The organism is Hydrogenophaga sp. GW823-FHT04C09, from assembly GCF_058796355.1.
This window is the reverse complement of sequence record NZ_JBXAIO010000001.1, coordinates 949,297-976,078: the sequence shown is the minus strand read 5'-3', so window position 1 is coordinate 976,078 and position 26,782 is coordinate 949,297. Positions and strand designations below refer to the sequence as shown.

Annotated in this window: 27 protein-coding genes; 15 read left to right on the top strand and 12 right to left on the bottom strand. The window is 69.6% G+C overall.

Annotation, left to right across the window (positions count from 1 at the left end):
• Nucleotides 1-149: 149 nt before the first annotated feature.
• Genes AC1Q9M_RS04575 through AC1Q9M_RS04565 form a run of 3 tightly spaced genes read right to left on the bottom strand, consistent with a single transcriptional unit; the run spans nt 150 to nt 4,943 of the window.
• Complete coding sequence (locus AC1Q9M_RS04575; RefSeq protein WP_492432624.1) at nt 150-2,516, bottom strand: CHASE2 domain-containing protein; 2,367 nt, start codon at nt 2,514-2,516, stop codon at nt 150-152.
• 7 nt (nt 2,517-2,523) lie between these two features.
• Nucleotides 2,524-4,230 (bottom strand): FecR domain-containing protein, encoded by a 1,707-nt coding sequence (locus AC1Q9M_RS04570; RefSeq protein ID WP_492432623.1) that lies wholly within the window; start codon nt 4,228-4,230, stop codon nt 2,524-2,526.
• Between the two features lie 2 nt (nt 4,231-4,232).
• Nucleotides 4,233-4,943, bottom strand: coding sequence for a response regulator transcription factor (locus AC1Q9M_RS04565; RefSeq protein ID WP_382159427.1), 711 nt, complete (start codon nt 4,941-4,943; stop codon nt 4,233-4,235).
• A 337-nt stretch (nt 4,944-5,280) separates the two neighbouring features.
• Here AC1Q9M_RS04565 and AC1Q9M_RS04560 point away from each other — a divergent pair, with 337 nt between their 5' ends.
• The 4 genes from AC1Q9M_RS04560 (at nt 5,281) to AC1Q9M_RS04545 (ending at nt 9,913) form a co-directional block, all read left to right on the top strand.
• Nucleotides 5,281-6,030 (top strand): electron transfer flavoprotein subunit beta/FixA family protein, encoded by a 750-nt coding sequence (locus AC1Q9M_RS04560; RefSeq protein WP_382159425.1) that lies wholly within the window; start codon nt 5,281-5,283, stop codon nt 6,028-6,030.
• Between the two features lie 11 nt (nt 6,031-6,041).
• Nucleotides 6,042-6,974, top strand: a complete 933-nt coding sequence (locus AC1Q9M_RS04555; RefSeq protein ID WP_382323797.1) for an electron transfer flavoprotein subunit alpha/FixB family protein — start codon at nt 6,042-6,044, stop codon at nt 6,972-6,974.
• 79 nt (nt 6,975-7,053) lie between these two features.
• Nucleotides 7,054-8,844, top strand: a complete 1,791-nt coding sequence (locus tag AC1Q9M_RS04550; protein ID WP_382323798.1) for an acyl-CoA dehydrogenase — start codon at nt 7,054-7,056, stop codon at nt 8,842-8,844.
• An 88-nt stretch (nt 8,845-8,932) separates the two neighbouring features.
• Nucleotides 8,933-9,913: an NAD(P)H-dependent flavin oxidoreductase gene (locus tag AC1Q9M_RS04545; protein WP_492432620.1), complete on the top strand. Its 981-nt coding sequence runs from the start codon at nt 8,933-8,935 to the stop codon at nt 9,911-9,913.
• 7 nt (nt 9,914-9,920) lie between these two features.
• Here AC1Q9M_RS04545 and AC1Q9M_RS04540 read toward each other — a convergent pair whose 3' ends face one another.
• On the bottom strand, nt 9,921-10,751 hold the full coding sequence (locus AC1Q9M_RS04540) for a thioesterase family protein (protein WP_382323799.1): 831 nt from the start codon (nt 10,749-10,751) through the stop codon (nt 9,921-9,923).
• A 69-nt stretch (nt 10,752-10,820) separates the two neighbouring features.
• On the bottom strand, nt 10,821-13,142 hold the full coding sequence (locus AC1Q9M_RS04535; RefSeq protein WP_492432618.1) for a penicillin-binding protein 1A: 2,322 nt from the start codon (nt 13,140-13,142) through the stop codon (nt 10,821-10,823).
• 138 nt (nt 13,143-13,280) lie between these two features.
• Between AC1Q9M_RS04535 and creB the strand changes: the two genes are divergently transcribed.
• The 3 genes from creB to creD all read left to right on the top strand — a co-directional run bounded on the left by creB (nt 13,281) and on the right by creD (nt 16,866).
• A complete protein-coding gene (gene creB / locus AC1Q9M_RS04530) occupies nt 13,281-13,979 on the top strand; it encodes a two-component system response regulator CreB (protein WP_492432616.1) in 699 nt (232 codons plus the stop codon).
• A complete protein-coding gene (creC, locus tag AC1Q9M_RS04525) occupies nt 13,980-15,419 on the top strand; it encodes a two-component system sensor histidine kinase CreC (RefSeq protein ID WP_492432614.1) in 1,440 nt (479 codons plus the stop codon).
• Between the two features lie 94 nt (nt 15,420-15,513).
• Nucleotides 15,514-16,866 carry a cell envelope integrity protein CreD gene (gene creD / locus AC1Q9M_RS04520; RefSeq protein WP_382323803.1) on the top strand — a complete coding sequence of 451 codons (1,353 nt, stop codon included), beginning with the start codon at nt 15,514-15,516 and terminating at the stop codon, nt 16,864-16,866.
• Here creD and AC1Q9M_RS04515 read toward each other — a convergent pair.
• On the bottom strand, nt 16,860-17,147 hold the full coding sequence (locus AC1Q9M_RS04515; protein WP_382323804.1) for a DUF1330 domain-containing protein: 288 nt from the start codon (nt 17,145-17,147) through the stop codon (nt 16,860-16,862). The two genes, creD and AC1Q9M_RS04515, sit on opposite strands and share 7 nt — an antisense overlap.
• Before the next feature lie 109 nt (nt 17,148-17,256).
• On the opposite strand from AC1Q9M_RS04515, the gene AC1Q9M_RS04510 reads away from it, so the two are divergent.
• Both AC1Q9M_RS04510 and AC1Q9M_RS04505 read left to right on the top strand, forming a co-directional pair.
• On the top strand, nt 17,257-17,631 hold the full coding sequence (locus tag AC1Q9M_RS04510) for an ArsR/SmtB family transcription factor (protein ID WP_382325543.1): 375 nt from the start codon (nt 17,257-17,259) through the stop codon (nt 17,629-17,631).
• Nucleotides 17,628-18,158: an SRPBCC family protein gene (locus tag AC1Q9M_RS04505; RefSeq protein ID WP_382323805.1), complete on the top strand. Its 531-nt coding sequence runs from the start codon at nt 17,628-17,630 to the stop codon at nt 18,156-18,158. The genes AC1Q9M_RS04510 and AC1Q9M_RS04505 overlap by 4 nt, the downstream gene beginning before the upstream one ends.
• 6 nt (nt 18,159-18,164) lie before the next feature.
• On the opposite strand, the gene gntR is transcribed toward AC1Q9M_RS04505, so the two are convergent.
• A complete protein-coding gene (gntR, locus tag AC1Q9M_RS04500; protein ID WP_382323806.1) occupies nt 18,165-19,250 on the bottom strand; it encodes an HTH-type transcriptional regulator GntR in 1,086 nt (361 codons plus the stop codon).
• 120 nt (nt 19,251-19,370) lie between these two features.
• Between gntR and AC1Q9M_RS04495 the strand changes: the two genes are divergently transcribed.
• From AC1Q9M_RS04495 to AC1Q9M_RS04480, 4 genes are read left to right on the top strand one after another with little or no spacing between them, the layout of a single operon-like run.
• Nucleotides 19,371-19,910: a gluconokinase gene (locus AC1Q9M_RS04495; RefSeq protein ID WP_382323807.1), complete on the top strand. Its 540-nt coding sequence runs from the start codon at nt 19,371-19,373 to the stop codon at nt 19,908-19,910.
• Entirely contained in the window at nt 19,907-20,398 is a 492-nt protein-coding gene (locus AC1Q9M_RS04490) for a TRAP transporter small permease subunit (protein ID WP_382159401.1), read from the top strand. The genes AC1Q9M_RS04495 and AC1Q9M_RS04490 overlap by 4 nt, the downstream gene beginning before the upstream one ends.
• A 4-nt stretch (nt 20,399-20,402) precedes the next feature.
• Nucleotides 20,403-21,695, top strand: coding sequence for a TRAP transporter large permease (locus AC1Q9M_RS04485; RefSeq protein ID WP_291113066.1), 1,293 nt, complete (start codon nt 20,403-20,405; stop codon nt 21,693-21,695).
• 40 nt (nt 21,696-21,735) lie between these two features.
• Nucleotides 21,736-22,758, top strand: coding sequence for a TRAP transporter substrate-binding protein (locus AC1Q9M_RS04480; protein ID WP_382159399.1), 1,023 nt, complete (start codon nt 21,736-21,738; stop codon nt 22,756-22,758).
• Nucleotides 22,759-22,768: 10 nt separating this feature from the next.
• Here AC1Q9M_RS04480 and AC1Q9M_RS04475 read toward each other — a convergent pair whose 3' ends face one another.
• Together AC1Q9M_RS04475 and AC1Q9M_RS04470 are read right to left on the bottom strand one after the other, a co-directional pair.
• Nucleotides 22,769-23,206: a DUF6691 family protein gene (locus AC1Q9M_RS04475; RefSeq protein ID WP_492432609.1), complete on the bottom strand. Its 438-nt coding sequence runs from the start codon at nt 23,204-23,206 to the stop codon at nt 22,769-22,771.
• A 14-nt stretch (nt 23,207-23,220) separates the two neighbouring features.
• The gene (locus AC1Q9M_RS04470) at nt 23,221-23,658 is read right to left on the bottom strand and encodes a YeeE/YedE family protein (protein ID WP_492432607.1); all 438 of its coding nucleotides are present in this window, start codon (nt 23,656-23,658) and stop codon (nt 23,221-23,223) included.
• A 117-nt stretch (nt 23,659-23,775) separates the two neighbouring features.
• On the opposite strand from AC1Q9M_RS04470, the gene AC1Q9M_RS04465 reads away from it, so the two are divergent.
• Nucleotides 23,776-24,075, top strand: a complete 300-nt coding sequence (locus AC1Q9M_RS04465; protein ID WP_492432605.1) for a hypothetical protein — start codon at nt 23,776-23,778, stop codon at nt 24,073-24,075.
• Between the two features lie 12 nt (nt 24,076-24,087).
• Here the strand turns inward: AC1Q9M_RS04465 and AC1Q9M_RS04460 are convergent, their stop codons facing one another.
• Both AC1Q9M_RS04460 and AC1Q9M_RS04455 read right to left on the bottom strand, forming a co-directional pair.
• Nucleotides 24,088-24,435, bottom strand: coding sequence for a winged helix-turn-helix domain-containing protein (locus AC1Q9M_RS04460; RefSeq protein WP_382159393.1), 348 nt, complete (start codon nt 24,433-24,435; stop codon nt 24,088-24,090).
• A gap of 27 nt (nt 24,436-24,462) precedes the next feature.
• Nucleotides 24,463-25,353, bottom strand: coding sequence for a LysR family transcriptional regulator (locus tag AC1Q9M_RS04455; protein WP_382323811.1), 891 nt, complete (start codon nt 25,351-25,353; stop codon nt 24,463-24,465).
• Nucleotides 25,354-25,462: 109 nt separating this feature from the next.
• Here AC1Q9M_RS04455 and AC1Q9M_RS04450 point away from each other — a divergent pair, with 109 nt between their 5' ends.
• Nucleotides 25,463-26,206, top strand: a complete 744-nt coding sequence (locus AC1Q9M_RS04450; protein ID WP_492432602.1) for an SDR family oxidoreductase — start codon at nt 25,463-25,465, stop codon at nt 26,204-26,206.
• Between the two features lie 162 nt (nt 26,207-26,368).
• On the opposite strand, the gene AC1Q9M_RS04445 is transcribed toward AC1Q9M_RS04450, so the two are convergent.
• On the bottom strand, nt 26,369-26,716 hold the full coding sequence (locus AC1Q9M_RS04445) for a hypothetical protein (RefSeq protein ID WP_291113075.1): 348 nt from the start codon (nt 26,714-26,716) through the stop codon (nt 26,369-26,371).
• Nucleotides 26,717-26,782: the final 66 nt, after the last annotated feature.

Sequence of the window (26,782 nt, the reverse complement as noted above, 5' to 3'; positions counted from 1 at the left end):
TGCGGTCTGTTCGGTCTATCGTGTGGGTGCTCATGTCGTCAAAGGGAAATCGGGGAACGAGACATCAGCGTAGCCTCGACCCGTTTCGCAAACAAACGGTTTAACAGTCGCTTAACAGAGCGACCGTGTAAAGCGTGGAATGCACCCTCCTAGGGCAGGTGGGGGCTGGCGGCGAGCGTGAAATGGAAGGTCGTGCCATGGCCGGGCTGGCTGATGACCTCGATGCGCGCGCCGTGCCGTTCGATCACGGTGCGCACGAACACCAGCCCCAGGCCCACGCCGCGCGTGGCGCTGTGCTCGGGATCGAGCCGGGCGAACTGCTGGAACAGCCGCTGCTGCTGCTCGGGCGTCATGCCCGGGCCCTGGTCGGTGATGGAGACCCGCCATCCCCCGGTCGCCGCGTGCACGGCGCACAGCACCTCGGTGCCTTCGCCGCCGTACTTCACCGCGTTGCCCAGCAGGTTGGCGATGGCCCGGGTGAGCAGGCCGCGGTCGGCTTCGCACAGGGCCGGTGCATCGGGGCGCACCACCAGCAGGTTCACGCGCTGCGCCTGGGCCTGCGGCCAGACCTCGTCCACGGCCTCGTCGAGCAGGTCCACCAGGTCCACGGTGTCCAGGCGGTAGGTGCTGGATTCGGCCCGGGCCAGTTGCACGAACTCCTCGGCCAGGTCCAGGGTGCGGCGCGCATGCCGTTCGATGCGGCCCAGCGTCTCGGGCCGCATGGGCTGCTGGGGGTTCATGCGCTGCACTTCCAGCAGCGCGAGGATGGAGGCCTGCGGCGAGCGCATGTCGTGCGAGATGAAGCGCAGGGCCACGTCGCGCTGGCGCTCGGCCTCGCGGATCGGGGTGATGTCGACCAGGCTGGTGATCCAGCTGGTGGTCTGCCCATCGGTGTTGAAGCAGGGCACGAAGCGCACCAGCAGATCGCGCCCGGCGGCGTCGCGCGCCTCCGCCCCCCAGGGCTGGGTGGCGTGGTGCAGGCGCTCCATGTCGAACACCGGCTGCTGGGTGCCGGTGCGGTGCACGCCGCGCAGCAGCTCGCCAAGGGGGTAGCCCCGCAGCCGCGCCACCTTCTGCCGGCTGAAGTACTGGTAGGCGGCCTGGTTGCCCGCGAGCACGTGGCCGGAGGCGTCGGCGATGAGCGTGGCGTCGGGCAGGCTGTTGAGCGTCTCGCTGACGAAGCGGTGCAGGTTGCGCAACTGTTCGGAGGCGTTTTGCAGCGCGTTGATGTGGCGGTCCAGCAGATCGCCCGAACGGGCCGCCGGCAGCATGGTGGGCAGGTCGCGGCGGGTCTCCATGCGCCGGAACTCCTCGAGCAGGTAACCGAGCGCCGCGCGCAGGCGCCGCCACACCCACAGCGGATAGGCCAGCAACACGCCCAGCAGGGCGGCCGAAGGCGCGAAGTGCAGGCCGGCCACGGACGGCGCGAGCGCGGCGGCCACGACGGTGGCGATCAGCAGCGCGGCGCTCGCCAGCAGCGAGGCGGTGGGCGCCAGCAGCAGCACCGCCAGCAGCGCGAGCCCCACCGGCACCACGCTGAACAGCGCGTTCTGCCAGGCATTGGCGCGTTCCAGCCGCTGGTCGAGCAGCAGCGCGTTCATCACGTTGGCCGCGATCTCCACGCCGTCCATCAACTCGGACTGGCCCGAACGCGGCGTGGCATAGGCGTCGCCCATGCCGGCGGCCACGGCACCCACGAGCACGTACTTGCCCGCGAACTGCTCGGGCGGCACCTGGCCCCGGAGCACGTCGACGTAGGACACGCGCGGGAAACTGCCCGGTGGTCCGGCGAAGGGAATCTGCATCCAGTGGTCGCGCTGCCAGGCGTCCGGGCTCTTGGGCGGCGGCGCCCGCTCGCCGGGCAGGGGCTCGGGCAGCGCGAAGCCACCCACGCGCAACAAGGCCACGGCGAACTGATCCCACCACTGGGCGCCGTCGCCTTCGCGCAGAAAGGTGCTGCGCACGATGCCGTCGTTGTCGATCTCCAGGTGCACGTGGCCGATGGCCGCCGCCGCCGAGGCGAGCTCGGGTGCCGGGTCGGTGCGGGTCAGCTGACCCGTGCCGTGCCGGTCCATCAGCAACAGGGGCAACACCACCTTGCCATTGCGCGCGATGGCCTCGCCGAGCAGGGCATCGTCCACGGCGTGGTCGCGGCCGGGTTCCACCAGGATGAGGTCCAGCCCCACGGCGCGCGGCCCCGCGGGGGTGATGCGGTCGAGCAGCGCGGCATGGAAGGCGCGGCGCCAGGGCCAGAGGCCGATCTCGCTCAGGCTCTTGTCGTCGATGGCCACGATCACGATGTCGGGCGACACCGCCTGCCGGCCCAGCCGCGTGAGCTGGTCGGTGAGGGCCAGGTCGATGTGTTCCAGGCTGCGCGAGCAACCCAGGGCGACCACGCCGGCCAGCAGGGCCGCCGACAGCAGGCCCCATTCGAGCCAGCGGGTGCGCGGACGGCGCGCGCGCGCCAGCGGCTCCTGCATCTGGGAGGTGGTGGATTCGGTGGGCCGCGTGTCCAAGCGAACGTCAGCGAAGGCCGCGCAGCACCGGCCGGCCTTCGCTGCTGTGGAGCGGCCGGTTGTCCGAGGTCACGACGCGCGCGTGCACGTCCAGGCGCTGCGGTTCGCTCCACGCGCCGGGCAGGCCGTCGGCGTCGATCTGGCGCACCCGAAGGTGGTACGTGCCGGGCGGCGGCATGGGCCGGGTGAACACCGCCTCGGCGAGCGACTGGTCGTCCAGCAGGCGGGCGAAGGCCGCGTCGTGCGCGAGCTGGAGCTGATGGCGCCAGGGGCCGCCGGGGCTGGTGGTCCAGCTCACCGCGAGCGTGTCGGTTCCCGCGCCGCCCAGGGTGGGGGTGGACGGGGTGGGCGGCAGGGCGACGACCTGGAACGGCATCGGTCGGCTGAAAGGCCCTTGGTCGCGCTCGCCCTGCGCATCGCGGGCGACCGCCGCCACCCGCCAGACGTAGGCGCCGGGTGCGAGCGGGCGAACGGTGTGCTGGCAGCGGTCGAGGTCGGGCGTTTGCGCGACCAGATCGGTGAAGCTGGCGTCGCGCGCCACCTCGAAGCGGTAGCCCACGGCCGTGGCGCCTTCGGTGCACAGCAGTTCGATGGCGGGACCCACCACCCGGCTGCCCTGGCGCGGTTCGCGCAGCAAAGGGGCCGTCGGGTGCGCGTTGACGACCAGGCGGCGCACCGCCTCGGTCCCCGGAATGCCCTGGCCATCCATGGCGCGGACCGCGAGCAGGTAGGTCCCATCGTCCAGCGCCGCGAAACGCGCCACGGGCGAGGGGAAGACGGCGTTGCGCACCACGCGCTCGGCCGCGTCGTCGCTGGCGATGCGCACCTGCCAGGCCACGGCGCCGGCTTCGCGGGCGAGCGGCAGTTCGATCAGCGAGGCGTCCTCGAGCACGTCGGGCACGCCGGAGAGGTCGGGCGGCGCGAGCAGGGGCGCCACCACCGTTGTGTTGCCCACGCGCGCGCCCTGGCCGGCGTGCACCAGGGTGCCTGCCGCATTCGTGGGGGTGGCGCGCGAGCGCACCTGGATGGCGCCTTCGCGCACATCGCCGATCAGGTCACCTCCGCTGCCCACCGCCACGCCGAAGGTGGTGCCGCGCACGCCGCCCACGGCGCGCGGCGTGCGCACCTCGAAGCGGCTGCGGGGAGAGGCCAGTGGCTTGACCGTGGCATCGACCCGGCCGCGCTCCAGGTCGAGGCCGGACTGCGCATGGCCGGGCGCGGGCGCATGCCGCAGTTCGCGCAGGCGCACCTGCGTGCCGGCCGAGAGGCGCACCACCGAGCCATCGGCCAGGCGCAGGGTCACGAAGCCGTCGTCACCCACCTCGATCTGCGCGCCTTCGCTCACCTGTCCGCCGACCACCAGCGGCGCGGCATGGGCCTGGGACGCCCCCTGGCGCACGCTGGCCTGGCCCGCGACGTGCAGCACATCGGCCACCGCCGGCTCGGGGCGCGCGAGCGCGGCGGGAATCACCAGCTGGCTGCCGGGTCTCAGGCGGCGCGGATGGCTCACCTGGTTGAGGCGCTGCAGTTGCGGCCACTGGCTCGGGTCGTCCAGGTAACGCTGCGCGAGGTCGTACAGGTTGTCGCCCGGCTGCACGGTGTGCACGCGGTCCTGCTGCGCGAGCGCCAGCCCGCTCCAGCAGAGCAGGGCGGCGGCGGGGGCCACCAGGCGCCAGGGCGAACGCAAAGGGGGTTGAGGGGCGGTGCGGGGCATGTTCAATGGGCCAGGGCGGCCGGCACCGGGCCGAGGTCTTCGAGCCGGTACCCGTGGCTGTAGACGGACACCAGCTTGTAGCCCGACTCGGCGCGCAGGCTCAGTTTGCTGCGCACGTGGGACATGTAGACGTCCAGCGAGCGCGACGAGATGTCCGCGTCGATGCCCCAGACGGCCTCGATCAGGTGGGCGCGCGAGAGCAGGCGGCCCATGTTGCGGAACATGAGGAAAGCGAGGTCGAATTCCTTGCTGGTCAGGGTCGAGAGTTCGGTGCCGTCGACGCGCACCACGCGGTCCTGCACCAGGAAACGGTAGCGGCCCCAGACCAGCTCCCTCGGCGCCGGGGCGTGGCCGCCCCGTCGCAGCAGCGCCATCAGGCGCGCGCGCAACTCCCCCACGCGGGCGGACTTGACCATGTAGTCGTCGGCGCCGCAGTTCAGGCCTTCGATGATGTCGCGCTCGTCGCTGCGGTTGGTCATCATCAGGATGGGCACCGGTGCCATCGCGGTGTCGCGAATGGCGCGGATCACGTCCAGGCCGGGGATGTCGGGCAGTTCCCAGTCGACGATGAAGAGGTCGAACGTCTCCTTGGGCAGCACGCGCAGCAGCGCGTTGGCATTCTCGAACAGGTGGCAGTCGTGGCCCATGGATGCGACGACCACCCTGACCAGATCCAGCTGCGCGGGATCGTCATCAATGGCGGCAATGCGCATGTGGCTCGGGCAGGTGCTTCAAAGGATTAAAAGAAACAGAATGTGTTTGCACGAATATATCGATGGACCTGCGGTGTTGCAGCCGTTTTGACAATCTATTAAGAAATCAAACGGTCATTCCGAGACCGAAGGCACGTGCCGTTTCACTAGGGAGACTTCCATCCAGGGGCAATAGCGCCTACAATGGCAAAAAAAGCACGACCGTTCTTTTCTCGGTTTGTGCGTCGCCCACGAGGGCAGCGCCCATGAGGCGGCTGACCATCCGCATACAATCCTTGAGTTGACGTGCACGTCAATTCGTGACGACATTTTTCCAATCATCAGGAGCAACCCAATCATGAAGGTCATCGTCCCCGTCAAGCGCGTGGTGGATTACAACGTCAAGGTTCGCGTCAAGAGCGACGGTACTGGCGTGGACATCGCCAACGTCAAGATGAGCATGAACCCGTTTGACGAGATCGCGGTGGAAGAAGCCGTGCGCCTGAAGGAGAAGGGCGTGGTCACCGAGGTGATCGCCGTCTCCTGCGGCGTGACGCAGTGCCAGGAGACCCTGCGCACGGCCATGGCCATCGGCGCGGACCGCGCCATCCTGGTGGAGACCAGCGAAGAACTGCAGCCCCTGGCCGTGGCCAAGCTGCTCAAGGCGCTGGTGGACAAGGAACAGCCCCAGCTCGTGATCCTGGGCAAGCAGGCGATCGACGACGACTGCAACCAGACCGGCCAGATGCTGGCCGCGCTGGCAGGGCTTCCCCAAGCGACTTTCGCCTCCAAGGTCGAAGTGGCCGACGGCAAGGCCAGCGTCACGCGCGAAGTGGACGGCGGCCTGGAGACGCTGTCCATCACGCTGCCGGCCGTCATCACGACCGACCTGCGCCTGAACGAGCCGCGTTACGTGACGCTGCCCAACATCATGAAGGCCAAGAAGAAGCAGCTGGACATCGTCAAACCCGAAGACCTCGGTGTGGACGTGAAGCCGCGCATCAAGACCCTCAAGGTCAGCGAGCCGCCCAAGCGCGGTGCCGGCGTCAAGGTGGCCGATGTGGCCGCCCTGGTGGACAAGCTGAAGAACGAAGCCAAAGTGATCTGAGGACCTGACAAATGACCGCACTCGTTATTGCCGAACACGACAACGCCTCCATCAAGGGCGCGACCCTCAACACCGTGACCGCCGCCGCCCAGTGCGGGGGTGACGTGCACGTGCTCATCGCCGGCCACAACGCCGGTGAAGCCGCCAAGGCCGCCGCCGCCATCGCTGGCGTGGCCAAGGTGATCCACGCCGACGCCCCGGGCTTCGAGCACGGCCTGGCCGAGAACGTCGCCGCCCAGGTGCTGGCCCTGGCCGGCAACTACAGCCACATCCTGTTCCCGGCCACCGCCAGCGGCAAGAACGTCGCGCCGCGCGTGGCCGCCACGCTGGACGTGGGCCAGGTCTCCGACATCACCAAGGTCATCAGCGCCGACACCTTCGAACGCCCGATCTACGCCGGCAACGCGATCGCCACCGTGCAGAGCACCGATGCCAAGCACGTGATCACCGTGCGCACCACCGGCTTCGACCCGGCGGCGGCCACCGGTGGCAGCGCCGCCGTGGAAACCGCCACGGCCGCGGCCGATGACGGCAAGAGCAAGTTCCTGGGCAGCGAGATCGCCAAGAGCGACCGCCCCGAACTCACCGCCGCGAAGATCATCGTCTCCGGTGGCCGCGCGCTGGGCTCCGCCGAGAAGTTCAACGAGGTGATGACCCCGTTGGCCGACAAGCTCGGTGCCGCCCTCGGCGCCAGCCGTGCCGCCGTGGACGCGGGTTACGCGCCCAACGACTGGCAGGTGGGCCAGACCGGCAAGATCGTCGCGCCTCAGCTCTACATCGCCGCCGGCATCTCGGGCGCGATCCAGCATTTGGCCGGCATGAAGGACTCCAAGGTGATCGTGGCGATCAACAAGGACCCCGAGGCCCCGATCTTCTCGGTGGCCGACTACGGCCTGGAGGCGGACCTGTTCACCGCCGTGCCCGAGTTGATCAAGGCACTCTGAGCCGCTTGAGAAAGACAAGGGCATCGTTCGCGATGCCCTTGCCGCATCTGCCCCCTGAATTTCCCCCGGAGACAAGACGATGAGCTACACCGCCCCCCTCAAGGACATGCTGTTCGACATCGAGCACCTGGCCCGCATCGACCAGGTGGCGCAGATGCCCGGCTTCGAGGAAGCCGGCCTGGAAACCGCGCAAGCCGTGCTCGAGGAGTGCGCCAAGCTCAACGAAGGCGTGATCGCACCGCTGAACTTCGAGGGTGACAAGAACCCTTCGTGGTTCAAGGACGGCGTGGTCACCACCACACCCGGTTTCAAGGACGCCTTCAAGCAGTACGCCGAAGGCGGCTGGCAGGGCCTGCAGCACCCGGTGGACTTCGGCGGCCAGGGCCTGCCCAAGACCATCGGCGCGGCCTGCGGCGAAATCCTCAACAGCGCCAACATGAGTTTCGCGCTGTGCCCGCTGTTGACCGACGGCGCGATCGAAGCCCTGCTCACCGCGGGCTCCGACGAGCTCAAGGCGACCTACCTCGAAAAACTGGTGAGCGGTCAATGGACCGGCACCATGAACCTCACCGAGCCGCAGGCCGGCTCCGATCTCGCTGCCGTGCGCAGCCGCGCCGAGCCGCAGCCCGATGGCAGCTACAAGGTGTTCGGCACCAAGATCTTCATCACCTACGGTGAGCACGACATGGCCGAGAACATCGTGCACCTCGTGCTCGCGCGCGTGACCGGCGCGCCCGAGGGCGTGAAGGGCATCAGCCTGTTCGTGGTGCCCAAGTTCATGGTGAACCCGGACGGCTCCCTGGGCGCGCGCAACGACGTGCATTGCGTGAGCATCGAGCACAAGATGGGCATCAAGGCCAGCCCCACCGCCGTGCTGCAGTATGGCGACCACGGCGGTGCCGTGGGTTACCTCGTGGGCCAGGAAAACCGGGGCCTGGAGTACATGTTCATCATGATGAACGCCGCGCGCTACGCCGTGGGCGTGCAGGGCATCGCGATCGCCGAGCGCGCCTACCAGAAGGCCGTGGGCTACGCGAAGGACCGCGTGCAGAGCCGCCCGGTCGATGGCTCGATGAGCGCGGCCGCGCCCATCATCCACCACCCGGACGTCAAGCGCATGCTCATGACCATGCGCGCGTCCACCGAAGGCTGCCGCGCCATGGCCAGCGTGGCCGCCGCCGCGTACGACGCCGCCCACCACCACCCCGATGCCGAGGTGCGCAAGCAGAACGCGGCCTTCTACGAATTCCTGGTGCCCCTGGTCAAGGGCTACAGCACCGAGATGAGCCTGGAAGTCACCAGCCTGGGCGTGCAGGTGCACGGCGGCATGGGCTTCATCGAGGAGACCGGCGCGGCGCAGTACTACCGCGACGCCAAGATCCTCACCATCTACGAAGGCACGACCGCCATCCAGGCCAACGACCTCGTGGGCCGCAAGACCGCGCGCGATGGTGGCACCGGCGCCAAGGCCATCGCGGCCCAGATCGAGAAGACCGAAGCCGAACTGGCGACGCGCGGCAGCGCCAACGCGAAGGCCGTGCATGCGCGCCTGAAGGCCGCGCGCGAGGCCTTCGTGGACGTGGTCGAGTTCATCGCCGCCAACACGCGCGCCAACCCCAACGCGGCCTTCGCCGGCAGCGTGCCCTACCTCATGCTCGCGGGCAACCTCGTGGCGGGCTGGCAGATGGCGCGCGCGCTGATGGTGGCCGAGGACCAACTGGCCCAGGGCAAGGACGCGGCCTTCATGCAGGCCAAGATCACCACCGCGCGCTTCTACGCCGACCACCTCCTCAGCCGCGCCCCGGGCGTGCGCGACAGCATCGTGGACGGCGCCGAGGCCGTGACCGCGCTCGCCATCGAGGCCTTCTGATCGCGGTTTTCGCGCGCCCTGTCGCCGCATCGACAGGGCCTCGCCCCGCGCTGCCCCCAGAATCCTGACGAACCCCAACGGAGACACCATGATCGCACCCGCCCGCAGCCTGCCGCTCGTTCTGAAGAACCTGAAGTTCCCGGTGATCGGCTCGCCGCTGTTCATCATCAGCAACCCCAAGCTCGTGATCGCGCAATGCAAGGCCGGCGTGGTGGGCTCCATGCCCGCGCTCAACGCCCGCCCGGCTTCGCAGCTCGACGAATGGCTGGCTGAAATCACCGAGGCCCTGGCCGCGCACGACAAGGCCAACCCCGACAACAAGGCCGCGCCGTTCGCGATCAACCAGATCGTGCACAAGAGCAACGACCGGCTGGAGCACGACATGCAGCTGTGCGCCAAGTACAAGGTACCGATCGTGATCACCAGCCTGGGCGCGCGCGAGGACGTGAACCAGGCGGTGCACGCCTGGGGTGGCATCGTGCTGCACGACGTGATCAACAACGTGTTCGCGCACAAGGCGATTGACAAGGGCGCCGACGGCCTGATCCCCGTGGCCGCCGGTGCCGGTGGCCACGCCAGCGTGAAGAGCCCGTTCGCGATGGTGCAGGAAATCCGCGAATGGTTCGGCGGCCCGATCGCGCTCTCGGGCGCCATCGCCTCGGGCGGTGCCATCCTGGCCGCGCAGGCCATGGGCGCCGACCTGGCCTACATCGGCTCGGCCTTCATCGCCACCGAGGAAGCGCGCGCGGTGGACGGCTACAAGGAGATGATCACCGCGTCGGACTCCGACGACATCGTCTACAGCAACTTCTACACCGGCATCCACGGCAACTACCTCAAGGGCAGCATCAAGAACGCCGGCATGGACCCGGACAACCTGCCGCAGAGCGACCCGAGCAAGATGAACTTCGCCACCGGCGAGGGCGCCAACGCGGCCAAGGCCTGGCGCGACATCTGGGGCTGCGGCCAGGGCATCGGCGCGATCCGCGAGGTGCTGCCCGCCGCCGACCTGGTGGCGCGCTTCAAGCGCGAATACGCCGAGGCCAAGGCGCGCATCTGCGCGGGCTGAGCGCGCCTCAGGCGCGTTCGCGCATCACCAGGGTCTGGGTCGCGACGCCGATGGGGCCGTGCACGTCGTAGAGGCGTGACAAGGTGGTGCCCACGCCGCCACCGTGGGCCTGGGTTTCCGAGCGCAACCCGATCCACTCGCCTTCGGGTGGGCGGTGCAGGTGCAGGCTGAGGTCGGCGTTCGAAAACAGGTAGCGCTCGGCCGGCAGCACCCAGCTCAGGCCATTGCCGAAATCGGCGGCGGCCGCCGCCCGCATGGCAGGGGAGTTGGGCCGACCCTGCACCAGCGGCACACTCAGGCGAAACCAGGCGGCGGCCGGGCCGGGCTGCGCGGCATCGCCCTGAGCCATGCGGTGGTCCATGGCGGACTGGTAGAACGAGACACCATCCGGCAGGCCAGGAATGCGCAGCCGCTCATGGCATTCGTCGGGCAGCGGGCGCAGCAGCTCAGGCGACCAGCCCGGCAAGCCGGACGGCAACTCGAACGGCTGCCCGCGCACCAGGAGCGCATGGCCCCGGGCCACCAGAACATCGTCAGCGAACAGGTCGATCGTCATGCGCGTGGTGGAGCGACCCGGGTGGGTGTCCAGGCGCGAGGTCAGCGGCGCCACCGGCACCGGCTTGATCAGCTCGATGCTCAGGCGCGAGAGCTGCCAGGCCGGGTCGGGCAGGGCGCTTTCGGCCAGGTGCACCAGCAGGGCACAAGGCGCACCGCCGTGCTGGGCGCGGGCGTCCCAGGGGCCGCGGGCCAGCACGCTGGGCTGCCAGCGGGTGCCGTCCTGTTCGAACACGGCGGTGGGAAGGGCGGCGGCGTCGGGAGAAGGGGCGGCAGGGCTCATGGTGAGCCGATGATAGGTGCGCGGTCCGCGCTGGGCTGTCGCCGCCGTGCAGCGCTCAGGGGCCTTCGCTCAGGGCCTGGACTCGCCGCGCAGCCAGGCACCGAACGAGTTGAACACCTTGCCGATCTCGCTGCCGAGGTTGGTCTTGTACTGCACCCCGCTGGTGTCCGAGATCTGCGACACCCAGCCGCCGTCGTGCCATTCGGCGTACAGCCAGTCCTCGCCATCGCGCACCAGGCCTTCCGGCGGGGCGGGCGGTTGCGCCACCGGCACGCCCTTGAGCGCCGCGCCCATGTAGTCGATCCAGATCGGCAGCGCGATGCGCCCGCCCGACTCGCCGCCGCCCAGGCTGCGCGGCTTGTCGTAGCCCACCCACACGGCCGCGGCCAGCGAGGGCTGGTAGCCGGCGAACCAGGCGTCCACCGCGTCGTTGGTGGTGCCGGTCTTGCCGTAGATGTCGGGCCGCTTGAGCAGGGCCTGGGCCCGCGCGGCGGTGCCGGCGCGCGCCACGTCGTTGAGCAGGCTGCCGACCACGTAGGCGTTGCGCGCGGGAATGGCACGGGTCTCTTCGGTCAGCGGGGGCGCGGCCGGGGCTTCGAACAGCACCTTGCCCTGCGCGTCGGTGATCTTCTCGATCACCACCGACGCCACCGGCCAGCCGCCGTTGGCCAGGGTGGCGTAGGCCTGGGCCATCTGCAGCGGCGTCGCGCTGCCGGTGCCCAGGGCCAGGGTGAGGTCGTTGGGCTGGCGCGCCACGTCCAGGCCGAAGCGCCCGGTCCACTCGCGCGCGGGTTGGGTGCCGGTGTGCTGCAGCACGCGCACGCTGGCCAGGTTGCTCGAGCGCTTGAGCGCTTCGCGCACCGAGATCGAGCCCAGGTGTTCGCCGCTGGCGTTGTTCGGGCTCCAGCCGTTGGCGGCGGTGAAGGGCAGGTCGTCCACCATCGTGGCCGGCATCACACGCGCTTCGAGCGCGGCGGAGTAAAGCAGGGGCTTCAAGGCCGAGCCCGGCTGGCGCCAGCCCTGCGTGACGTGGTTGAACGGCTGGTTGGTGAAGTCGAAGCCCCCCACCAGCGCGCGCACGCGGCCGGTCTGCGGGTCCAGCGCGACGAGCGCGGCCTCGGCCTCGGGCCATTGCGAGATGGCCCACAGCGGGGTCTTCTTGTCCTTGGCCTTGCCGTTGGCGACCACGCGCAAGATGGCGCCGCGCGTGATCTTCAGGGGCGCCTTGGCCTTGGCGTCGAACGCCTTCTGTGCCCAGCGCAGGCCCTCGCCCTGCACGGTGATCCGTTCGCCGCTGGCCAGCTGCACCTCCAGCGCCGTCGGGCTGGCCGAGAGCACGATGCCCACGCGCAGGGTCTCGTCGTCGCGGTGGTCCTTGAGCGCCTCGGCGGCCGCGCGCTCCAGTTCGGCGCCGTTGCCCGAGGGCAGCGACTCGGTGTCTTCCGGGCCGCGCCACGCGCCCCGGCGTTCGAAGGCCAGCACGCCGCGCTGCACGGCGGTGTGCGCGGCGCGCTGGTCGGCCGCGCGCAGCGAGGTCGTCACGCGCAGCCCGCTCGAATAGGCCTCGGTGCCGAAGCGCTCGACCACGGCGCGCCGGGCCATCTCGGCCACGTGGGCCGCGTGCACGCTGCGCGTGCCCGGGGTGCGGATGACCAGCTTCTCGGCGCGCGCGGCGGCGAGCTGCTTGTCGTCGATCGCGTCGACGGCGCGCATGCGCTCGAGCACCACGCGCTGGCGCTGCGTGGCGCGCTCGAAGTTGGCCACCGGGTTGGCGTAGTACGGGTTCTGCGGCAGGCCCGCGAGCATGGCGGTCTCGGCCAGCGAAAGCTTGTCCAGCGGCTTGCCGAAGTAGATCTGCGAGGCGGCGGCGAAGCCGTAGGCGCGCTGGCCCAGGAAGATCTCGTTCATGTAGATCTCCAGGATGCGGTCCTTGGAGATCTCGTCTTCCAGCTTGAGGGCCAGCCAGATTTCCTTGGCCTTGCGCTCGGCCGAGAACTCGCGCGTGAGCAGCATGGTGCGCACCAGCTGCTGCGTGATGGTGGAGGCGCCTTGCTTGCGCCCCCCGGTGATCACGGCCAGCACCGCGCGCGCCATGCCCTTGGGGTCCACGCCCGAGTGTTCGCGAAAGCGCGCGTCTTCCACCGCCAGCACGGCCTGCTGCAGCTGCATCGGCATGCGCGAGAGCGGCACGTAGTCGCGCCGCTCGGTGCCGAACTGCGCGATTTCCTCGCCGTCGGCGGTGTAGACCTGCAGCGGCAGCTTGGGCTGGTAGTGGACGATGCGATCCAGCGAGGGCAGGTCGAAGGTCGACGCCGGGACCGGGAACGCCACGATGAGGGCGGCGGAGAACGCCAGGGCGAGAACCGTCCTGCGTGGGGTGAGCTGAAGCATGGGGTGGAATTATCCCGCCCCCGTGTGAAGCCGGCGTGTGGTCAAAGGTCGTGCTCGTAACCAGCTGTGACTGGCTTTCGGGGGCCCCCAGGGCCTTGGTTAAGATGGCCCGCTCCATCCGAAAGCCCCCTCTACACCATGCGCAAGCGCATCCTGCTGCTGGAAGACGAACAGGCCATCGCCGACACCTTGCTGTACGCGCTGCAGAGCGAGGGCTTCGAGGTGCGGCACGTGGGGCTGGCGCGCGAGGCACTGTCGGCCTTCGAAGAAGCACCGCCGGACCTCGCCATCCTGGACGTGGGCGTGCCCGATGGCAACGGCTTCGACGTGTGCCGCGCGATCCGCAAGACCAGCGAGCTGCCCATCGTGTTCCTGACCGCGCGCCACGAGGAGATCGACCGCGTGCTGGGCCTGGAGCTGGGGGCCGACGACTATGTGGTCAAACCGTTCTCGCCGCGCGAGGTGTGCGCCCGCGTGCGCGCCATCCTGCGCCGCAGCGCGGGCGGTGGCGCCCCGGCCGCGGTGCCCGCGCCCACCCCGGTGGCCCCGGGCCTGCTCACGCTGGACGAGAAGGCGCAGCGCATCGCCTGCGAGGGCGAACTGCTGGCGCTCACGCGCTACGAGTTCCTGCTGCTGGCCACGCTGCTGCGGCGGCCGCAGCGCATCTTCTCGCGCACCGAGCTCATGGACCTGGTCTGGGGCGGGGCCCCGCACACCTCCGACCGCACCGTGGACGCGCACATCAAGCTGCTGCGCGCCAAGCTGCGCGAGCGCGGCCTGGTGGCGGACGTGATCCAGACCCACCGCCACATGGGTTACTCGCTGCGGTTGCCCTGAATGCGCATCGGCCTGCGCCTGCTCATTGGGTTCTTCCTGGTGCTGGGCCTGGCGCTGTTCGTGGTGCTGCGCGTGCTGCTGGACGAGGTCAAGCCCGGCACCCGCCTGGCCATGGAGGACAGCCTGATCGACGCGGCCTACACGCTGGCGCAACTGGCCACGCCCGACATGAAGGCCGGCACCATCGCCGAGGGTTTCTTCGCCCGCTCGCTGCAGGGCCTGGACACCGCGCGGCCCGGCGCCAACATCGGGGGCTTTCGCAAGGACCGCATCGACTACCGCATCACCATCACCGATACCGAAGGCATCGTGCGCTTCGACACGCAGCCCGAGGCCATCGGCCAGGACCATTCGCGCTGGAACGACGTGGTGCGCACGCTGCGCGGCGAGTACGGCGCGCGCTCCAGCCCCGCCAGTCCGGACGACCCCGACAACACGGTGATGCACGTGGCCGCGCCGATCCGCGATGGCGACCGCGTCATCGGCGTGCTCACCGTCTCGCGCCCCAACCAGCGCCTGCAGCCCTACATCGACCGCAGCGAGCAGCGCATCCTGCGCTGGTCCTGGGTGCTGCTGGGCCTGTCCCTGCTCATCGGCCTGCTGTTCAGCTGGTGGATCGCGAGCTCGCTCTCGCGCCTGCGCGGCTATGCGAACGCGGTCTCGCGCGGCGAGCGCGTGCCGCTGCCGGTGCTCGGTCGCCTGAGCGGCAGCACCGAGTTCACCGACCTGGCGGGCGCGCTGGAGCGCATGCGGCTCAAGCTGGAGGACAAGGCTTATGTGGAGAGCTACGTGCACACACTCACGCACGAGCTCAAGAGCCCGCTGGCCGCGATCCGGGGCGCGGCGGAGCTGCTGCAGGAAGACCTGCCCGCGCCCGACCGGCAGCGCTTCGCCGGCAACGTGCAACGGCAGGCCGAGCGCCTGCACCTGCTGGTGGACAAGCTGCTGCAACTGGCCCACGTGGAGCAGATGCAAGGCCTGGGCACGCGCGAGCCGGTGGACCTGAGCGCGCTCACGCGCGAGCTGCTGCAGCGGCTCGAGCCGCGCCTGCGCCGCAAGTCGCTGCGCGTGCGCGACGAACTCGGGCAGGGCCTGGTGGTGCAGGGCGATGCCTTCCTCATCGGCCAGGCCTTGCAGAACCTGCTGGACAACGCGATCGACTTCTCGCCGCCGCAGGGCGAGCTGTGGCTGCGCCTGCACAAGGACGGTGGCCAGCTGGAGTGGTCGGTGCGCGACCAGGGGCCGGGCATTCCCGACTACGCGCGCGACCGCCTGTTCGAGCGTTTCTATTCGCTGCCGCGCGGCGAGGGGCAGGACAAGGGCTCGGGCCTGGGCCTGTGCCTGGTGAAGGAAGTGAGCGACCTGCACGGCGGCCAGGTGGTGGTGGAGAACGTGTCCTCGCCCGACGGCTGCATCGCCCGCTGGCGCCTGCCGGCCTGAGGGTTTCACACCCACTGCACAAAACGCTGCTGCAGCGCACGGCCGCTTCGCACGGCGGGGCCAGACTGGCCGGGTTCTCACCACGGAGCCCGACTTGAACAAATACCCCCTGCTGAGCAAAGTCCTGGTCATCGGCCTGCTGATGCTGCTGCTCTCGATTCCCCTCCTGATGGTGCGCGACCTGATCCAGGAGCGCAGCCAGAACCGCGAGACCGCCACCGAGGAGGTGGCGCGCGCGCACGCCGGCGCGCAGACCCTCACCGGGCCGGTGCTGTACGTGCCCTACACCGAGACCTTCACGCGCACCGTGAGCGTGGGCGAGACCGGCCACACGCGCGAGGAGCGCGTGACGCAGTCGCACGCGGTGATCCGCTTTCCCACGGTGATGGAGACCCGCAGCCAGCTCGCGACCGAGACGCGCTGGCGCGGCGTCTTCCCGATCACGGTCTACACCAGCGTGAACCGGAGCAGCGGCCGCTTCGTGTGGACCGAGGTCGAACCGCGCGAGAAGAACGGCCAGATCAGCCTGGGCCAGCCACGCCTGCTCATGGGCGTGAGCGATTTGCGCGGCCTGCTTAACGCGCCCCAGCTCAAGGTCGACGGCCGCCCGCTGGCCGTGGCGCCCGGGCCGGCCGCGCAGCGGCTGCCCCTGCCGCTGGCTGCCTCGCTCGACGTCGCCCAGCTGCGGCCCGGCGCGGTGCTGCCCTTCGAACTGCAGCTCGAACTCGCGGGCACGGGCCGCATCGGCTGGGTGCCGCTGGCCGACGAGAACCGCGTGCAGCTGCAATCGAGCTGGCCGCACCCGAGCTTCGACGGCGACTTCCTGCCGCGCACGCGCAGCGTGAGCGCCTCGGGCTTCGAGGCCGCGTGGAGCGTGCCGTCGCTCTCGACCCAGGCGCAGCAGCAGTTCGTGCAGCAGGGCGGCGAGCAGCGGCGCGCGCCCGAGAGCTTTTCCGTCTCGCTCGGCAACCCGGTGGACGTCTACCGCATGACGGAGCGCGCGACCAAGTACGGGATGATGTTCATCGTGCTCACCTTCGCCGCCTTCTTCGTGCTGGAGATGGTGAAGCGCTGGCGCATCCACCCCATGCAGTACCTGATGATCGGCGCCGCGCTGGTGCTGTTCTTCCTGCTGCTGCTGTCGATCGCCGAGCACCTGGACTTCGTCTGGGCCTACCTCGTGGCCAGCGCGGCCTGCATCGGCCTGCTGGCGCACTACCTGCGCCACGTGCTGGGCGGCTGGACGCCGGGCCTGCTCATGAGCGGCCTGCTGGTGGCGCTCTATGGCGTGCTCTACGGCATCCTGATCTCGGAGGACAACGCGCTGATGATGGGCTCGCTGCTGCTGTTCGGCGTGCTGGCCGCCATCATGGTTGCGACGCGCAAGGTCGACTGGTACAGCGTGATGGGCGCCGCCGCCCCGGCGCAGGACCCGCCGGCTCAGTAGCCTTCGATGGCGAACAGCGTGCCGCTGGCGGCGCGCTGCCGGATCGCCACCAGGCGCTGGTACTCGGGCGAGTGGTAGAAGGCCTCGAGCCGCGCCATGTCGGGGAATTCGAGGATCACCTGGCGGTTCGGCACGCCGTGGCCTTCGAGCACCTTCACCGCGCCGCCGCGCACCAGGTAACGGCCGCCGTGCGCGGCGATCACGGCGGGCACCTCGCGGCGGTATTCCTCGTAGAGGGTCGGGTCGGTGATGTCGATGTTGCCGTAGAGATAGGCGGGCATGGGGTCTCCGGGTGGTGTCTTCGACGCGGAGCTTACCGCCAGGGGACGGCGGAAAAAACATTCAATCATTCGGTTGACAGTTGTTCGGGTGGCGTATATATTCAACTTCATGGTTGAATATCAAGCGCCCCAACTCGACGCCGTGTTTCGCGCCCTGGCCGATCCGACCCGGCGTGCCATGCTGGCCGCGCTGTCCTCGCAGCCCCTGCCCGTGGGCGAGCTCGCGGCGCCGTTCGACATTTCGCTGGCCGCGGCATCCAAGCACATCCAGGTGCTCGAACGGGCCGGGTTGATTCAGCGCACCATCACCGGACGCACCCACCTCTGCCAGTTGAACGCCGCACCGATGCACGCCGGGCTCGAGTGGATTCGCCACTACGAGCGGTTCTGGCAGCAGCGCGTCGATGTGCTCGAAGCCTTGCTCAAAGCCGAGGACAAGGCCCGGCAACCGCGGGCACCCCGCAACCCAAGGAGAAAACCATGAAGGACGACGATTACGGCGTGCTCACCGCCCCCGACACGGTGCGCATCGAACGCCTGCTGCCCGGCCCCATCGAGCGGGCGTGGGCCTGGATCACCGAAGAGGACAAGCGCGCCCAGTGGCTGGCCGGCGGCGCGATGGACCTGCAGGTGGGCGGCCGGGTGGCATTGACGTTCCGCCACAAGGAGCTGACGCATGCCGACGACCCCGCGCCACCGAAATACGCGGACATGGCGGCCTGCGCGGAACTGCTGGGACAGGTCACGGTGTGCGAGCCACCGCATCGGTTGGCCCACACCTGGGGCGGGCAGGGCGAGGTTCAGTACGAGCTGCGTGAAGTCGGGGGCGGTGTGCGGCTCGTGATCACGCACCAGCGTTTGCCCAGCCGCGACGATGTGCTGAGCGTGTCGGCCGGATGGCATGCGCACCTCGATCTGTTGGTCGCGCGCATGCGGGGCCGCGAGGCGCCGCGCTACTGGCGGTTGCACTCGCGGCTCGAGGTCGACTACGCCGATCGTTTCCCGGTTTGATCGGGCTCAGCTGCTGCCGCGGATCAGGGGCTCGAAGCCCAGGTCCAGCGAAGGCTTGGGCGGCAGCTCGCCGCGCATCAGGCTCAGCAGCATCTGCGCGCTGGCCTCGCCGATGGCGCGGCGCGGCGTGCGCACCGTGGTCAGCGGCGGCACCATCTGGTCGCTGCCCGAGAGGTCGTTGAAGCCCGCCACCGCGATGCGCGCGGGCACCTCGATCTTCAGGCGCAGCGCGCACAGCAGGCCGCCCTGGGCCAGGTCGTCGTTGCAGAAGAACACCGCGTCCACCTCGGGGCGGGTGCGCAGCAGGTCTTCGAGCAGTTCACCGCCCAGTTGCATGGACGAGGGCTGCGGGCTCAGCAGCTCCAGCTTCGCGTCGTACAGGCCGTGCTGGCGCAGGCAGCGGCGGTAGCCCTCGGCGCGCTGCATGGTGCGTGGGTCCAGCTGCGCGGCCACGAAGGCGATGCGCCGGCGGCCGCGCTGCACCAGGTGCTCGGTGATCGCGTGGCCCGCCTCGACCTGCGAGAAGCCCACGCAGTAGACGCCCGGTGCCTGCGTCAATTCCATCAGGTGCACGCAGGGCACGCCGCTGCCGGCGATGAGCTGGCGCGCGGCCTCGGTGCGGTCGAAGCCAGTGAGCAGCAGGCCCGCCGGCCGGTGCGCCAGGTAGCTGCGCAGCAATTGCTCTTCCTCGCGCGGCTCGTAGTGCGTCACGCCGATCAGGGTCTGGTAGCCGTGTGGCAGCAGGGTGCGGTGCACGGCCTCCAGCACATCGACGAAGAGCGCGTTGGACAGCAGCGGCACCAGCACCGGCACCTGCGTGCTGCGCTGGGAGGCGAGGGCGCGCGCCGCCGGGTCGGGCACATAGCCCAGCTGCTCGGCGGCGAGCTTGACGCGCTCCACCAGCTCGGCCGCCACGCTGCGCTCGCCGCGCAGCGCGCGCGAGGCGGTGATGGGGCTCACGTCGGCCGCGCGGGCCACGTCGCTGAGGGTGGTGCGGCCGCTGTGGCGGCGCTTGCGTTCGGTCGGTTCCAAGGGTTTTCCCGGTGTTGGAGGCGGTGAGCCTGGCGTTAGGATAGCGCTGTCCAAGGCCATGGACACCCGAATTTACCCTGAATCGTGCCACAGGCCGACCAAAGTCCCAGCCAGGAAGGCGGGCACGGTCGGACATGAGGACCGGTTTTCTTTTTCACCTTGTTGGGACAGCGCTACCAAATGAATGCATCGCCCCCGAACACCTCCCTCGTCGTCATGGGCGTGGCGGGTTGCGGCAAGTCCAGCCTGGGCCAGTTATGCGCCCGGACGCTGGGCGTGCCCTTGCTGGAGGGAGACGATTTCCACTCCGCCAGCAACGTCGCCAAGATGCGCGGCGGCATCCCCCTGAGCGACGACGACCGCGCGGCCTGGCTCGACACCTTGGCCGAGCAGCTGCAGGCCCATGCCGAGGGCGTGGTGCTGACCTGTTCGGCCCTCAAGCTGCGCTACCGCGACCGCCTGCGCGCCGCCGTGCCCGGCCTGCGCTTCGTGTTTCTCGAACTCACGCAGGAGCAGGCGCGCGAGCGCGTGGCCGCGCGCCCGGCCCACCTGTTCCCGGTGAGCCTCGTGGCCAGCCAGTTCGCCACGCTGGAAGACCCGCGCCGCGAACCCGGCGTGCTGCCGCTGGACGCCACGCGCCCGCTGGCCGAACTCGGTGAGGCCGTGGTGCATTGGGTGCACGGCAACGCCACCTCCCATTCCCTGGAGCTTCGCTCATGAAACCATCGCAAGTCTTGAAACACGGGGCCGAGGCCCTGCTCGCGCTGTGCCTGGCGGGCATGGTGGTCTGCGTGTTCGCCAACGTGGTGCTGCGCTACGGCTTCGACAGCGGCATCAACGCCACCGAAGAACTCTCGCGCCTGCTGTTCGTGTGGATGGTGTTCCTGGGCGCGACCGCCGCCTACCCGCTGGGCCAGCACATGGCCTTCACCAGCCTGGTCGGCTCGTTGCGCGATCGCCCGCGCGCATTCGCCTTCGCCACGCTGGCCATCCGCGGGCTGGTGCTGCTGGCCTGCGTGCTGCTGGGTCGGGGCGCGTGGCAGCAGGTGGTGGTGGGCATGGACAGCCACTCCGTGGTGCTGGGCTACCCCGTGGCCTTGTTGCCCCTGCCGGCGTTGCTGTGCGCGCTGGCCATCGGCGCCATGGTGCTGGTCGAGATCGTGCGCCGCACGCCGCTCGACCTGGGCCACGCGGTGGACATGGAGTGACACGATGAGCGTTGAAGCATTGGCCTTCGTGGTCTTCATCGCCGGCATGCTGGTGCTCATGGGCATCGGCATGAACATGGCCTTCGCGCTGCTGCTCACGGGGGCCGCCATGGCCTGGGTGATGGATTTCTGGGACACCCAGCTGCTGGCGCAGAACATGGTGGCCGGCATCGACAGCTTCCCGCTGCTGGCCGTGCCCTTCTTCATCCTGGCCGGCGAGCTCATGAACTCGGGCGGCATCAGCAAGCGCATCATCGACATGGCGCAGGCCTGGGTCGGCCACGTGCGCGGCGGGCTGGGGTATGTGGCCATCGGTGCGGCGGTGCTGCTCTCGGCCATGTCGGGCTCGGCGCTGGCCGACGCGGCGGCGATGTCCGCCATCCTGCTGCCCATGATGCGCAAGCACGGCTACCCGGTGGCCTCGTCGGCCGGGCTCATCGCCGCCGGCAGCGTCATCGGGCCGATCATCCCGCCGTCCATGGCTTTCGTGATCTACGGCGTGACCACCAACACCTCGATCTCGGCCCTGTTCATCTCGGGCATCGTGCCCGGCCTGGTGATGGGCGTGGCGCTGGTGGTGGCCTGGCGCGTGGTGCTGCGCAAGATGACGCTGACCAGCTCGCCGCCGGTGCCCATGGCCGAGCGCCTGCGCCTCACGGGCCGCGCGGTCTGGGCGCTGGTGATGCCGGTGATCATCATCGGCGGCATGAAGAGCGGCATCTTCACGCCCACCGAGGCCGCCGTGGTGGCCGCGTTCTACGCGCTGGTGATCGCGCTCTTCGTGCACCGCGAGATGCGCCTGCCCGAGCTGTACAGCGCGCTGGTGCGCGCCGCGAGCACCACCTCGGTGGTGATGTTCCTGTGCGCCGGCGCCGCCGTGGCCAGCTACATGATCACGCTGGCCGACCTGCCATCCACGCTCACCGGCTGGCTGGGCCCGCTGGTGGAACACCCGCGCGTGCTGATGGTGGTGATGATGCTGGTGCTGGTGGCGATCGGCACCGCGCTGGACCTCACGCCCACCATCCTGATCTTCGCGCCGGTGATGCTGCCCATCGCCGTGAAGGCGGGCATCGACCCGGTGTACTTCGGGCTGATGTTCGTGCTCAACGGCGCCATCGGCCTGGTCACGCCGCCGGTGGGCACCGTGCTCAACGTGGTGGCCGGGGTCGGGCGCCTGCCCATGCACCAGGTCATCAAGGGCGTGAACCCCTTCCTGATCACCTACCTCATCGTTCTCGGCCTGTTCATCGTGTTCCCGCAGATCGTCACCGCGCCCGTGGCCTGGATGCGCTGACCTTGCCACTTCCCCTTCACCCACCCCCAAGGAGACAACCATGACCCTGTTTCGCCGCACCCTGATCGCCGCCACCGCGGCCGCCGCGCTCGCCACCCCCTTCGCCGCCAGCTGGGCGCAGGACATCAAGCCGCGCATCATCCGTTTCGGCTACGGCCTCAACGAAATCTCCAACCAGGGCCGCGCCACCAAGCTGTTCGCCGAAGAGGTCGAAAAGGCCTCGGGCGGCAAGATGAAGATCCGCGCCATCGGCGCCGCCGCGCTGGGCTCGGACGTGCAGATGCAGCAGGCGCTGATCGGCGGCGCGCAGGAAATGATGGTGGGCTCCACCGCCACCCTGGTGGGCATCACCAAGGAAATGGCGATCTGGGACACGCCCTTCCTGTTCGACAACGCCAAGGAAGCCGACGTGGTGCTCGACGGCCCGGTGGGCCAGAAGGTGATGGACAAGCTGCAGGAAAAAGGCCTGGTCGGCCTGGTGTATTGGGAGAACGGTTTCCGCAACCTCACCAACAACAAGCGCGCCGTCACCAAGCTCGAGGACATGGACGGCATCAAGCTGCGCGTGATGCAGAACAACGTGTTCATCGACAGCTTCAAGACCCTGGGCGCCAACGCCGTGCCGCTGCCGTTCTCCGAGCTGTTCACCGCGCTGGAGACCAAGACCGTGGACGGCCAGGAGAACCCGTACAACACCATCCTCTCGAGCAAGTTCTACGAGGTGCAGAAGTACCTCACGGTGACCAACCACGTCTACAGCCCGTGGATCGTGCTGGTGAGCAAGAAGTACTGGGACGGCCTGAGCAAGGACGAGCACAAGGTGCTGCTGGACGCCGCCAGGAAGAGCCGCGACTTCGAGCGCCAGGACACGCGCGCCGAGGCCGACAAGGCGCTGGCCGACCTCAAGGGCAAGGGCATGCAGATCAACCAGCTCTCGCCGGCCGAAGCCAACCGCATGCGCGAAAAACTCGCTGGCGTGAACTCGGGCATCGCCGCCAACGTGGGCGAAGACCTGTGGAAGGAAACGCAGGCCGCCGTCGCCAAGGCGCGCGCCGCGAAGTAAGCCGGGTTCGTCAGCGCGCGGCCGCCGCCGGCCGGGCGAGCAGGCGCTCGGCCCAGCCGTGCATCAGCATGCCCACCAGCATGGCCGCGACGAACACCGCGGCCTTGAACTCGCCCGAGGCCATCGACACGAGCGCGGGGCCCGGGCAGAAACCCGCCAGGCCCCAGCCCGCGCCGAACACCAGGCTGCCCAGCACCAGGCGCCGGTCGATCTGCGTGGCTTTCGGCAGGTGCATGGCGTCGCCGAAGAAGCTGGTGGTGCGCCGCTTCGCCAGCGCGAAGGCGAAGACGCCCACCGCGATCGCGCCCGCCATCACGAAGGCCAGCGAGGGGTCCCAGGTGCCGAACAGGTCGAGGAAGCCCAGCACCTTGGCCGGGTCGGCCATGCCCGAGAGCAGCAGGCCCAGGCCGAACAGCAGGCCGACGAGAAATTCGATGATGCGTTGCATGGTGTGGGGTCTCCTCAGAGCAGGTGGCGGACGGCGTAGACGACGGCGAAGCCCGCGGTCATGAAGCACAGCGTGGCCACCAGCGAACGCGGCGACAGGCGCGAGAGCCCGCACACGCCGTGGCCGCTGGTGCAGCCCGAGCCGTAGCGCGTGCCCAGGCCCACCAGCAAGCCTGCGGCCACCAGCAGGCCAGTGCCCGCGTCGATGCGCGGCGCGCGCAGCAGGCCGTCGGGCGCGAGCCAGCCGTAGAGCAGGGGGGCGCTGAAGACCCCGAGCAGGAAGGCGATGCGCCAGCCCGCGTCGCCCGCCCGGGGCGGCAGCAGGCCGCCCAGAATGCCGCTGATGCCGAGCACGCGGCCGTTCATGAGGATGAAGGCGGCCGCCGCCAGGCCGATCAGAATGCCCCCGGCCAGCGAGGCCCAGGGCGTGAAGTGGGCCCAATCGATGTTCATGTGGATCTCCGTTGTCTGGCCGAGCATACGGGCGACGCCCTGCCGGTGCCAGGGCGCGGTCTTGGTTATATACTGAGAAATATAGCGAAAGCCGGACCCACTTTTTCGGAGCACGCCATGACCGGACCCACCCACGCGCAGCAGGCCTCGCACAGCGCGCCCGTGTTCAATGCCTTGCCAAGCCACCTGGTCTCGCAGGAGGTGCCGGTGCGCGGCGCGCTCAGCCGCCTGCCCGAACTGCGCAGCGCCGTGCGGGTGTGCGAATGGATGGTCGAGCCCGTGGCGGGCAGCACCGAGCTGGCGCTCACCCTGGTGCTGTCGGAGCACGTGAGCCTGTCCTTCGTGCTCGGGGCCCAGGACGCCCAGGACCTGAGCCTCACGCTGGCGCAGGGGGCGCCCGGCGCCGAGGCGCCCTGAGGGCGGCCCGCTTCAGGGCGCGATCAGGCGGGTGAGCTGCTGCAGCTCGGCCGAGGCCGCGGCCAGGGCGATGGCCTCGATGGCGCGGTAGCGCCGCACCAGCTCTTCGCCCACGGGCGTGAGCGAGGTACCGCCCCCCTTGGCCCCGCCGGCTGCCGTGGACACGGCCGGCCCGGTCAGCGAGCGGTTGATTTCGTCCACCAACAGCCAGGCGCGCCGGTACGACATGTTGAGTTCCCGGCCGGCCGCCGAGATCGAGCCGGTGCGCGCGATGGCTTCGAGCAGGCTCACCTTGCCCGGGCCGATGGCGATGACATCACCGCGCTTGATGCGGAGGCGGAATTGCACCTGGGGTTTCATGGGGGGCGATGCTAACGCAGTGGGGGATCAGGTGAGCGTTTCGAACAGCTCACCCAGCCACTGCGCGAAGGCGCGCACGCGCACGGAGAGCTGGCGGTTCTGCGGGTACAGCACCGACACCGGCAGCGGGGGCGGTGGCAGGTCCACCAGCACCTCGCGCAACTGGCCCGAGGCCAGTTCGTCGGCCACGCGGTAGCGCGGCACCTGCACCAGGCCCAGGCCGGCGATCGCCGCGCCCGCGTAGACGTCGGCCCCCGTCACCGAGACCGGGCCGCTCAGGCTCAGCGTGCGCACTTCGCCGTTCACCGTGAACTCCAGCGGCAGGGCCTGGCCGGTGGCGCTGGAGAGGTAGTTCACCGCGCGGTGGCCGGCCAGGTCGGCCAGGGTCCGAGGCTCGCCGAATTGCGCGAGATAGCTCGCGCTGGCGCAGGTGAGCTGCGGCAGCAGCGCCACCCGGCGCGCCACCAGGGACGAGTCGCGCAGCTGGCCGGCGCGCAGCACGCAGTCCACGCCTTCGCGCACCAGGTCGACGAGGCGGTCGTCCTCGCCGATCTGCAGTTCCAGCTGCGGGTGCCGCGCGAGAAAGGCGGGCAGGGCGGGCACGACGAAGCGGCGTGCCAGCGTGCCCTGCAGGTTCACGCGCAGCAGGCCCTTGGGCACGGCCTGGCGGAACAGGCCGTCGGCTTCTTCGAGGTCGGCCAGCAGGCCCACGCAGCGCTGGCGGTAGGCCTCGCCATCGGGCGTGAGCCGCACCGTGCGCGTGGTGCGCTCCAGCAGGCGCACGCCCAGGCGCGCCTCCAGCCGCTGGATCAGGTTGCTCACCGTCGCGCGCGGCAGCTGCAGGTCGTCTGCCGCCTGCGTGAAGCTGCCCCGCTCGGCGATGCGCACGAACACCTGCATTTCCTGGAATCGGTCCATGGGCGGTATTGTTGATGAAATTCGAACGATGTTGCCAATTTCGAGGCAATGATCTTTCGAGGAGAACGATCCATCATCGGGCCATCGTTCAACTTTCAGGAAAAACCCCATGAGCTCCAACGCCTCCTCCCCCGTCGCCATCGTCACCGGCGCCTCGCGCGGCATCGGCGCCGAACTGGCCCGCCGCCTGGCCGCCGACGGATACGCCGTGGTGGTGAACCACGCCCACAGCGCCCCCGAGGCCGAGGCCCTGGTGGCCGAGTTGCGCGCCGGCGGCGCCCGGGCCATCGCGGTGCGGGCCGACGTCTCGAAGGCCGAGGAGGTGCGGGCCCTCTTCGACGTCACCGAGCGCGAACTCGGCCCGGTGGACGTGCTGGTGAACAACGCCGGCGTGCTCAAGACGGTGCCGCTGGCGCAGACCAGCGATGCGCTGTACGAGCGCACCTTCGACACCAACGTGCGCGGCACCTTCAACACCCTGCGCGAGGCCGCCACGCGGCTGAACGAGGGTGGGCGCATCGTCAACTTCTCCAGCACCACGGTGGCGCTGAACCTGCCGGGCTACAGCGTGTACATCGCCTCCAAGGCGGCGGTGGAGTCGCTCACCCAGGTGTTCGCCAAGGAGTTGCGCGGGCGCCGCATCACGGTCAACGCGGTGGCGCCCGGCCCGGTGGCCACCGCGCTGTTCTTCGACGGCAAGACGCCCGAGCAGATCCAGATGCATGCCCAGATGCCGCCGCTGCAGCGGCTGGGCGAGCCGGGCGACATCGCTTCGGTGGTGGGGTTTCTGGTGAGCCCGGCCGGCGGCTGGGTCAATGGTCAGGTGCTGCGCGCCAACGGCGGCTTGGCGTGAAGAAGGCGGCACCCCCTGCGCCACTTCGTGGCTTCCCCCTCACTGGCGCCTTCGGCTGGGAGGGGGACGGCACCTGGGGCCGGCAGAGCCGGACCCTCGATGCCCCTGGTGGGCGTTGCTTCAGGCGTCACGGGTCGCGCTTGACGCAACCACGCGGGTCATTCAGCGGCGCTGGCCGCGCTGGAAGGACTGCAGCTGCGCCTTGGAGACGTTGCCTTCGAAGAGGGGCGTGAGGTCGGAGACGGCGGCCAGGGCGCTGGACTCGTCGCGCTGCAGGCACAGGGCCTGGGCCAGGTCGGCGCGCAGGAACCAGAGGGCCTCGATGCTGGAGGCGTAGCGGATGCGGTGTTCCAGCTGGGGATTGAGTTCGGCGCCTCGCACACCCAGCAGGCGGAGCATCGATTTCTGGATCAGGACCATCGCCCTCGGGTCGGGCGCCTTGGGCGCGGACTCCGAATTCGGCGTGAGGATCGACGTCAGGCTGCTGAGGAAGGTCTTGACTCTTTGCATGCTGGTGGATGCTGTCCGTGTGTGCCGAACCTGATGGAATAGCGCCTGCCCTTTCGGGAACTTTTG

Coding starts and splice junctions, on each gene's coding strand:
- AC1Q9M_RS04465 (WP_492432605.1), top strand. CDS start 23,776: ATGACCGGACCCACCCACGCGCAGCAGGCCTCGCACAGCGCGCCCGTG.
- AC1Q9M_RS04515 (WP_382323804.1), bottom strand. CDS start 17,147: ATGCCCGCCTATCTCTACGGCAACATCGACATCACCGACCCGACCCTC.
- AC1Q9M_RS04555 (WP_382323797.1), top strand. CDS start 6,042: ATGACCGCACTCGTTATTGCCGAACACGACAACGCCTCCATCAAGGGC.
- AC1Q9M_RS04560 (WP_382159425.1), top strand. CDS start 5,281: ATGAAGGTCATCGTCCCCGTCAAGCGCGTGGTGGATTACAACGTCAAG.
- creC (WP_492432614.1), top strand. CDS start 13,980: ATGCGCATCGGCCTGCGCCTGCTCATTGGGTTCTTCCTGGTGCTGGGC.
- AC1Q9M_RS04455 (WP_382323811.1), bottom strand. CDS start 25,353: ATGGACCGATTCCAGGAAATGCAGGTGTTCGTGCGCATCGCCGAGCGG.
- AC1Q9M_RS04550 (WP_382323798.1), top strand. CDS start 7,054: ATGAGCTACACCGCCCCCCTCAAGGACATGCTGTTCGACATCGAGCAC.
- AC1Q9M_RS04545 (WP_492432620.1), top strand. CDS start 8,933: ATGATCGCACCCGCCCGCAGCCTGCCGCTCGTTCTGAAGAACCTGAAG.
- AC1Q9M_RS04535 (WP_492432618.1), bottom strand. CDS start 13,142: ATGCTTCAGCTCACCCCACGCAGGACGGTTCTCGCCCTGGCGTTCTCC.
- AC1Q9M_RS04475 (WP_492432609.1), bottom strand. CDS start 23,206: ATGCAACGCATCATCGAATTTCTCGTCGGCCTGCTGTTCGGCCTGGGC.
- AC1Q9M_RS04490 (WP_382159401.1), top strand. CDS start 19,907: ATGAAACCATCGCAAGTCTTGAAACACGGGGCCGAGGCCCTGCTCGCG.
- AC1Q9M_RS04460 (WP_382159393.1), bottom strand. CDS start 24,435: ATGAAACCCCAGGTGCAATTCCGCCTCCGCATCAAGCGCGGTGATGTC.
- AC1Q9M_RS04510 (WP_382325543.1), top strand. CDS start 17,257: ATGGTTGAATATCAAGCGCCCCAACTCGACGCCGTGTTTCGCGCCCTG.
- AC1Q9M_RS04495 (WP_382323807.1), top strand. CDS start 19,371: ATGAATGCATCGCCCCCGAACACCTCCCTCGTCGTCATGGGCGTGGCG.
- AC1Q9M_RS04570 (WP_492432623.1), bottom strand. CDS start 4,230: ATGCCCCGCACCGCCCCTCAACCCCCTTTGCGTTCGCCCTGGCGCCTG.
- AC1Q9M_RS04485 (WP_291113066.1), top strand. CDS start 20,403: ATGAGCGTTGAAGCATTGGCCTTCGTGGTCTTCATCGCCGGCATGCTG.
- AC1Q9M_RS04480 (WP_382159399.1), top strand. CDS start 21,736: ATGACCCTGTTTCGCCGCACCCTGATCGCCGCCACCGCGGCCGCCGCG.
- AC1Q9M_RS04505 (WP_382323805.1), top strand. CDS start 17,628: ATGAAGGACGACGATTACGGCGTGCTCACCGCCCCCGACACGGTGCGC.
- AC1Q9M_RS04470 (WP_492432607.1), bottom strand. CDS start 23,658: ATGAACATCGATTGGGCCCACTTCACGCCCTGGGCCTCGCTGGCCGGG.
- AC1Q9M_RS04445 (WP_291113075.1), bottom strand. CDS start 26,716: ATGCAAAGAGTCAAGACCTTCCTCAGCAGCCTGACGTCGATCCTCACG.
- AC1Q9M_RS04565 (WP_382159427.1), bottom strand. CDS start 4,943: ATGCGCATTGCCGCCATTGATGACGATCCCGCGCAGCTGGATCTGGTC.
- gntR (WP_382323806.1), bottom strand. CDS start 19,250: ATGGCCTTGGACAGCGCTATCCTAACGCCAGGCTCACCGCCTCCAACA.
- AC1Q9M_RS04450 (WP_492432602.1), top strand. CDS start 25,463: ATGAGCTCCAACGCCTCCTCCCCCGTCGCCATCGTCACCGGCGCCTCG.
- creB (WP_492432616.1), top strand. CDS start 13,281: ATGCGCAAGCGCATCCTGCTGCTGGAAGACGAACAGGCCATCGCCGAC.
- AC1Q9M_RS04540 (WP_382323799.1), bottom strand. CDS start 10,751: ATGAGCCCTGCCGCCCCTTCTCCCGACGCCGCCGCCCTTCCCACCGCC.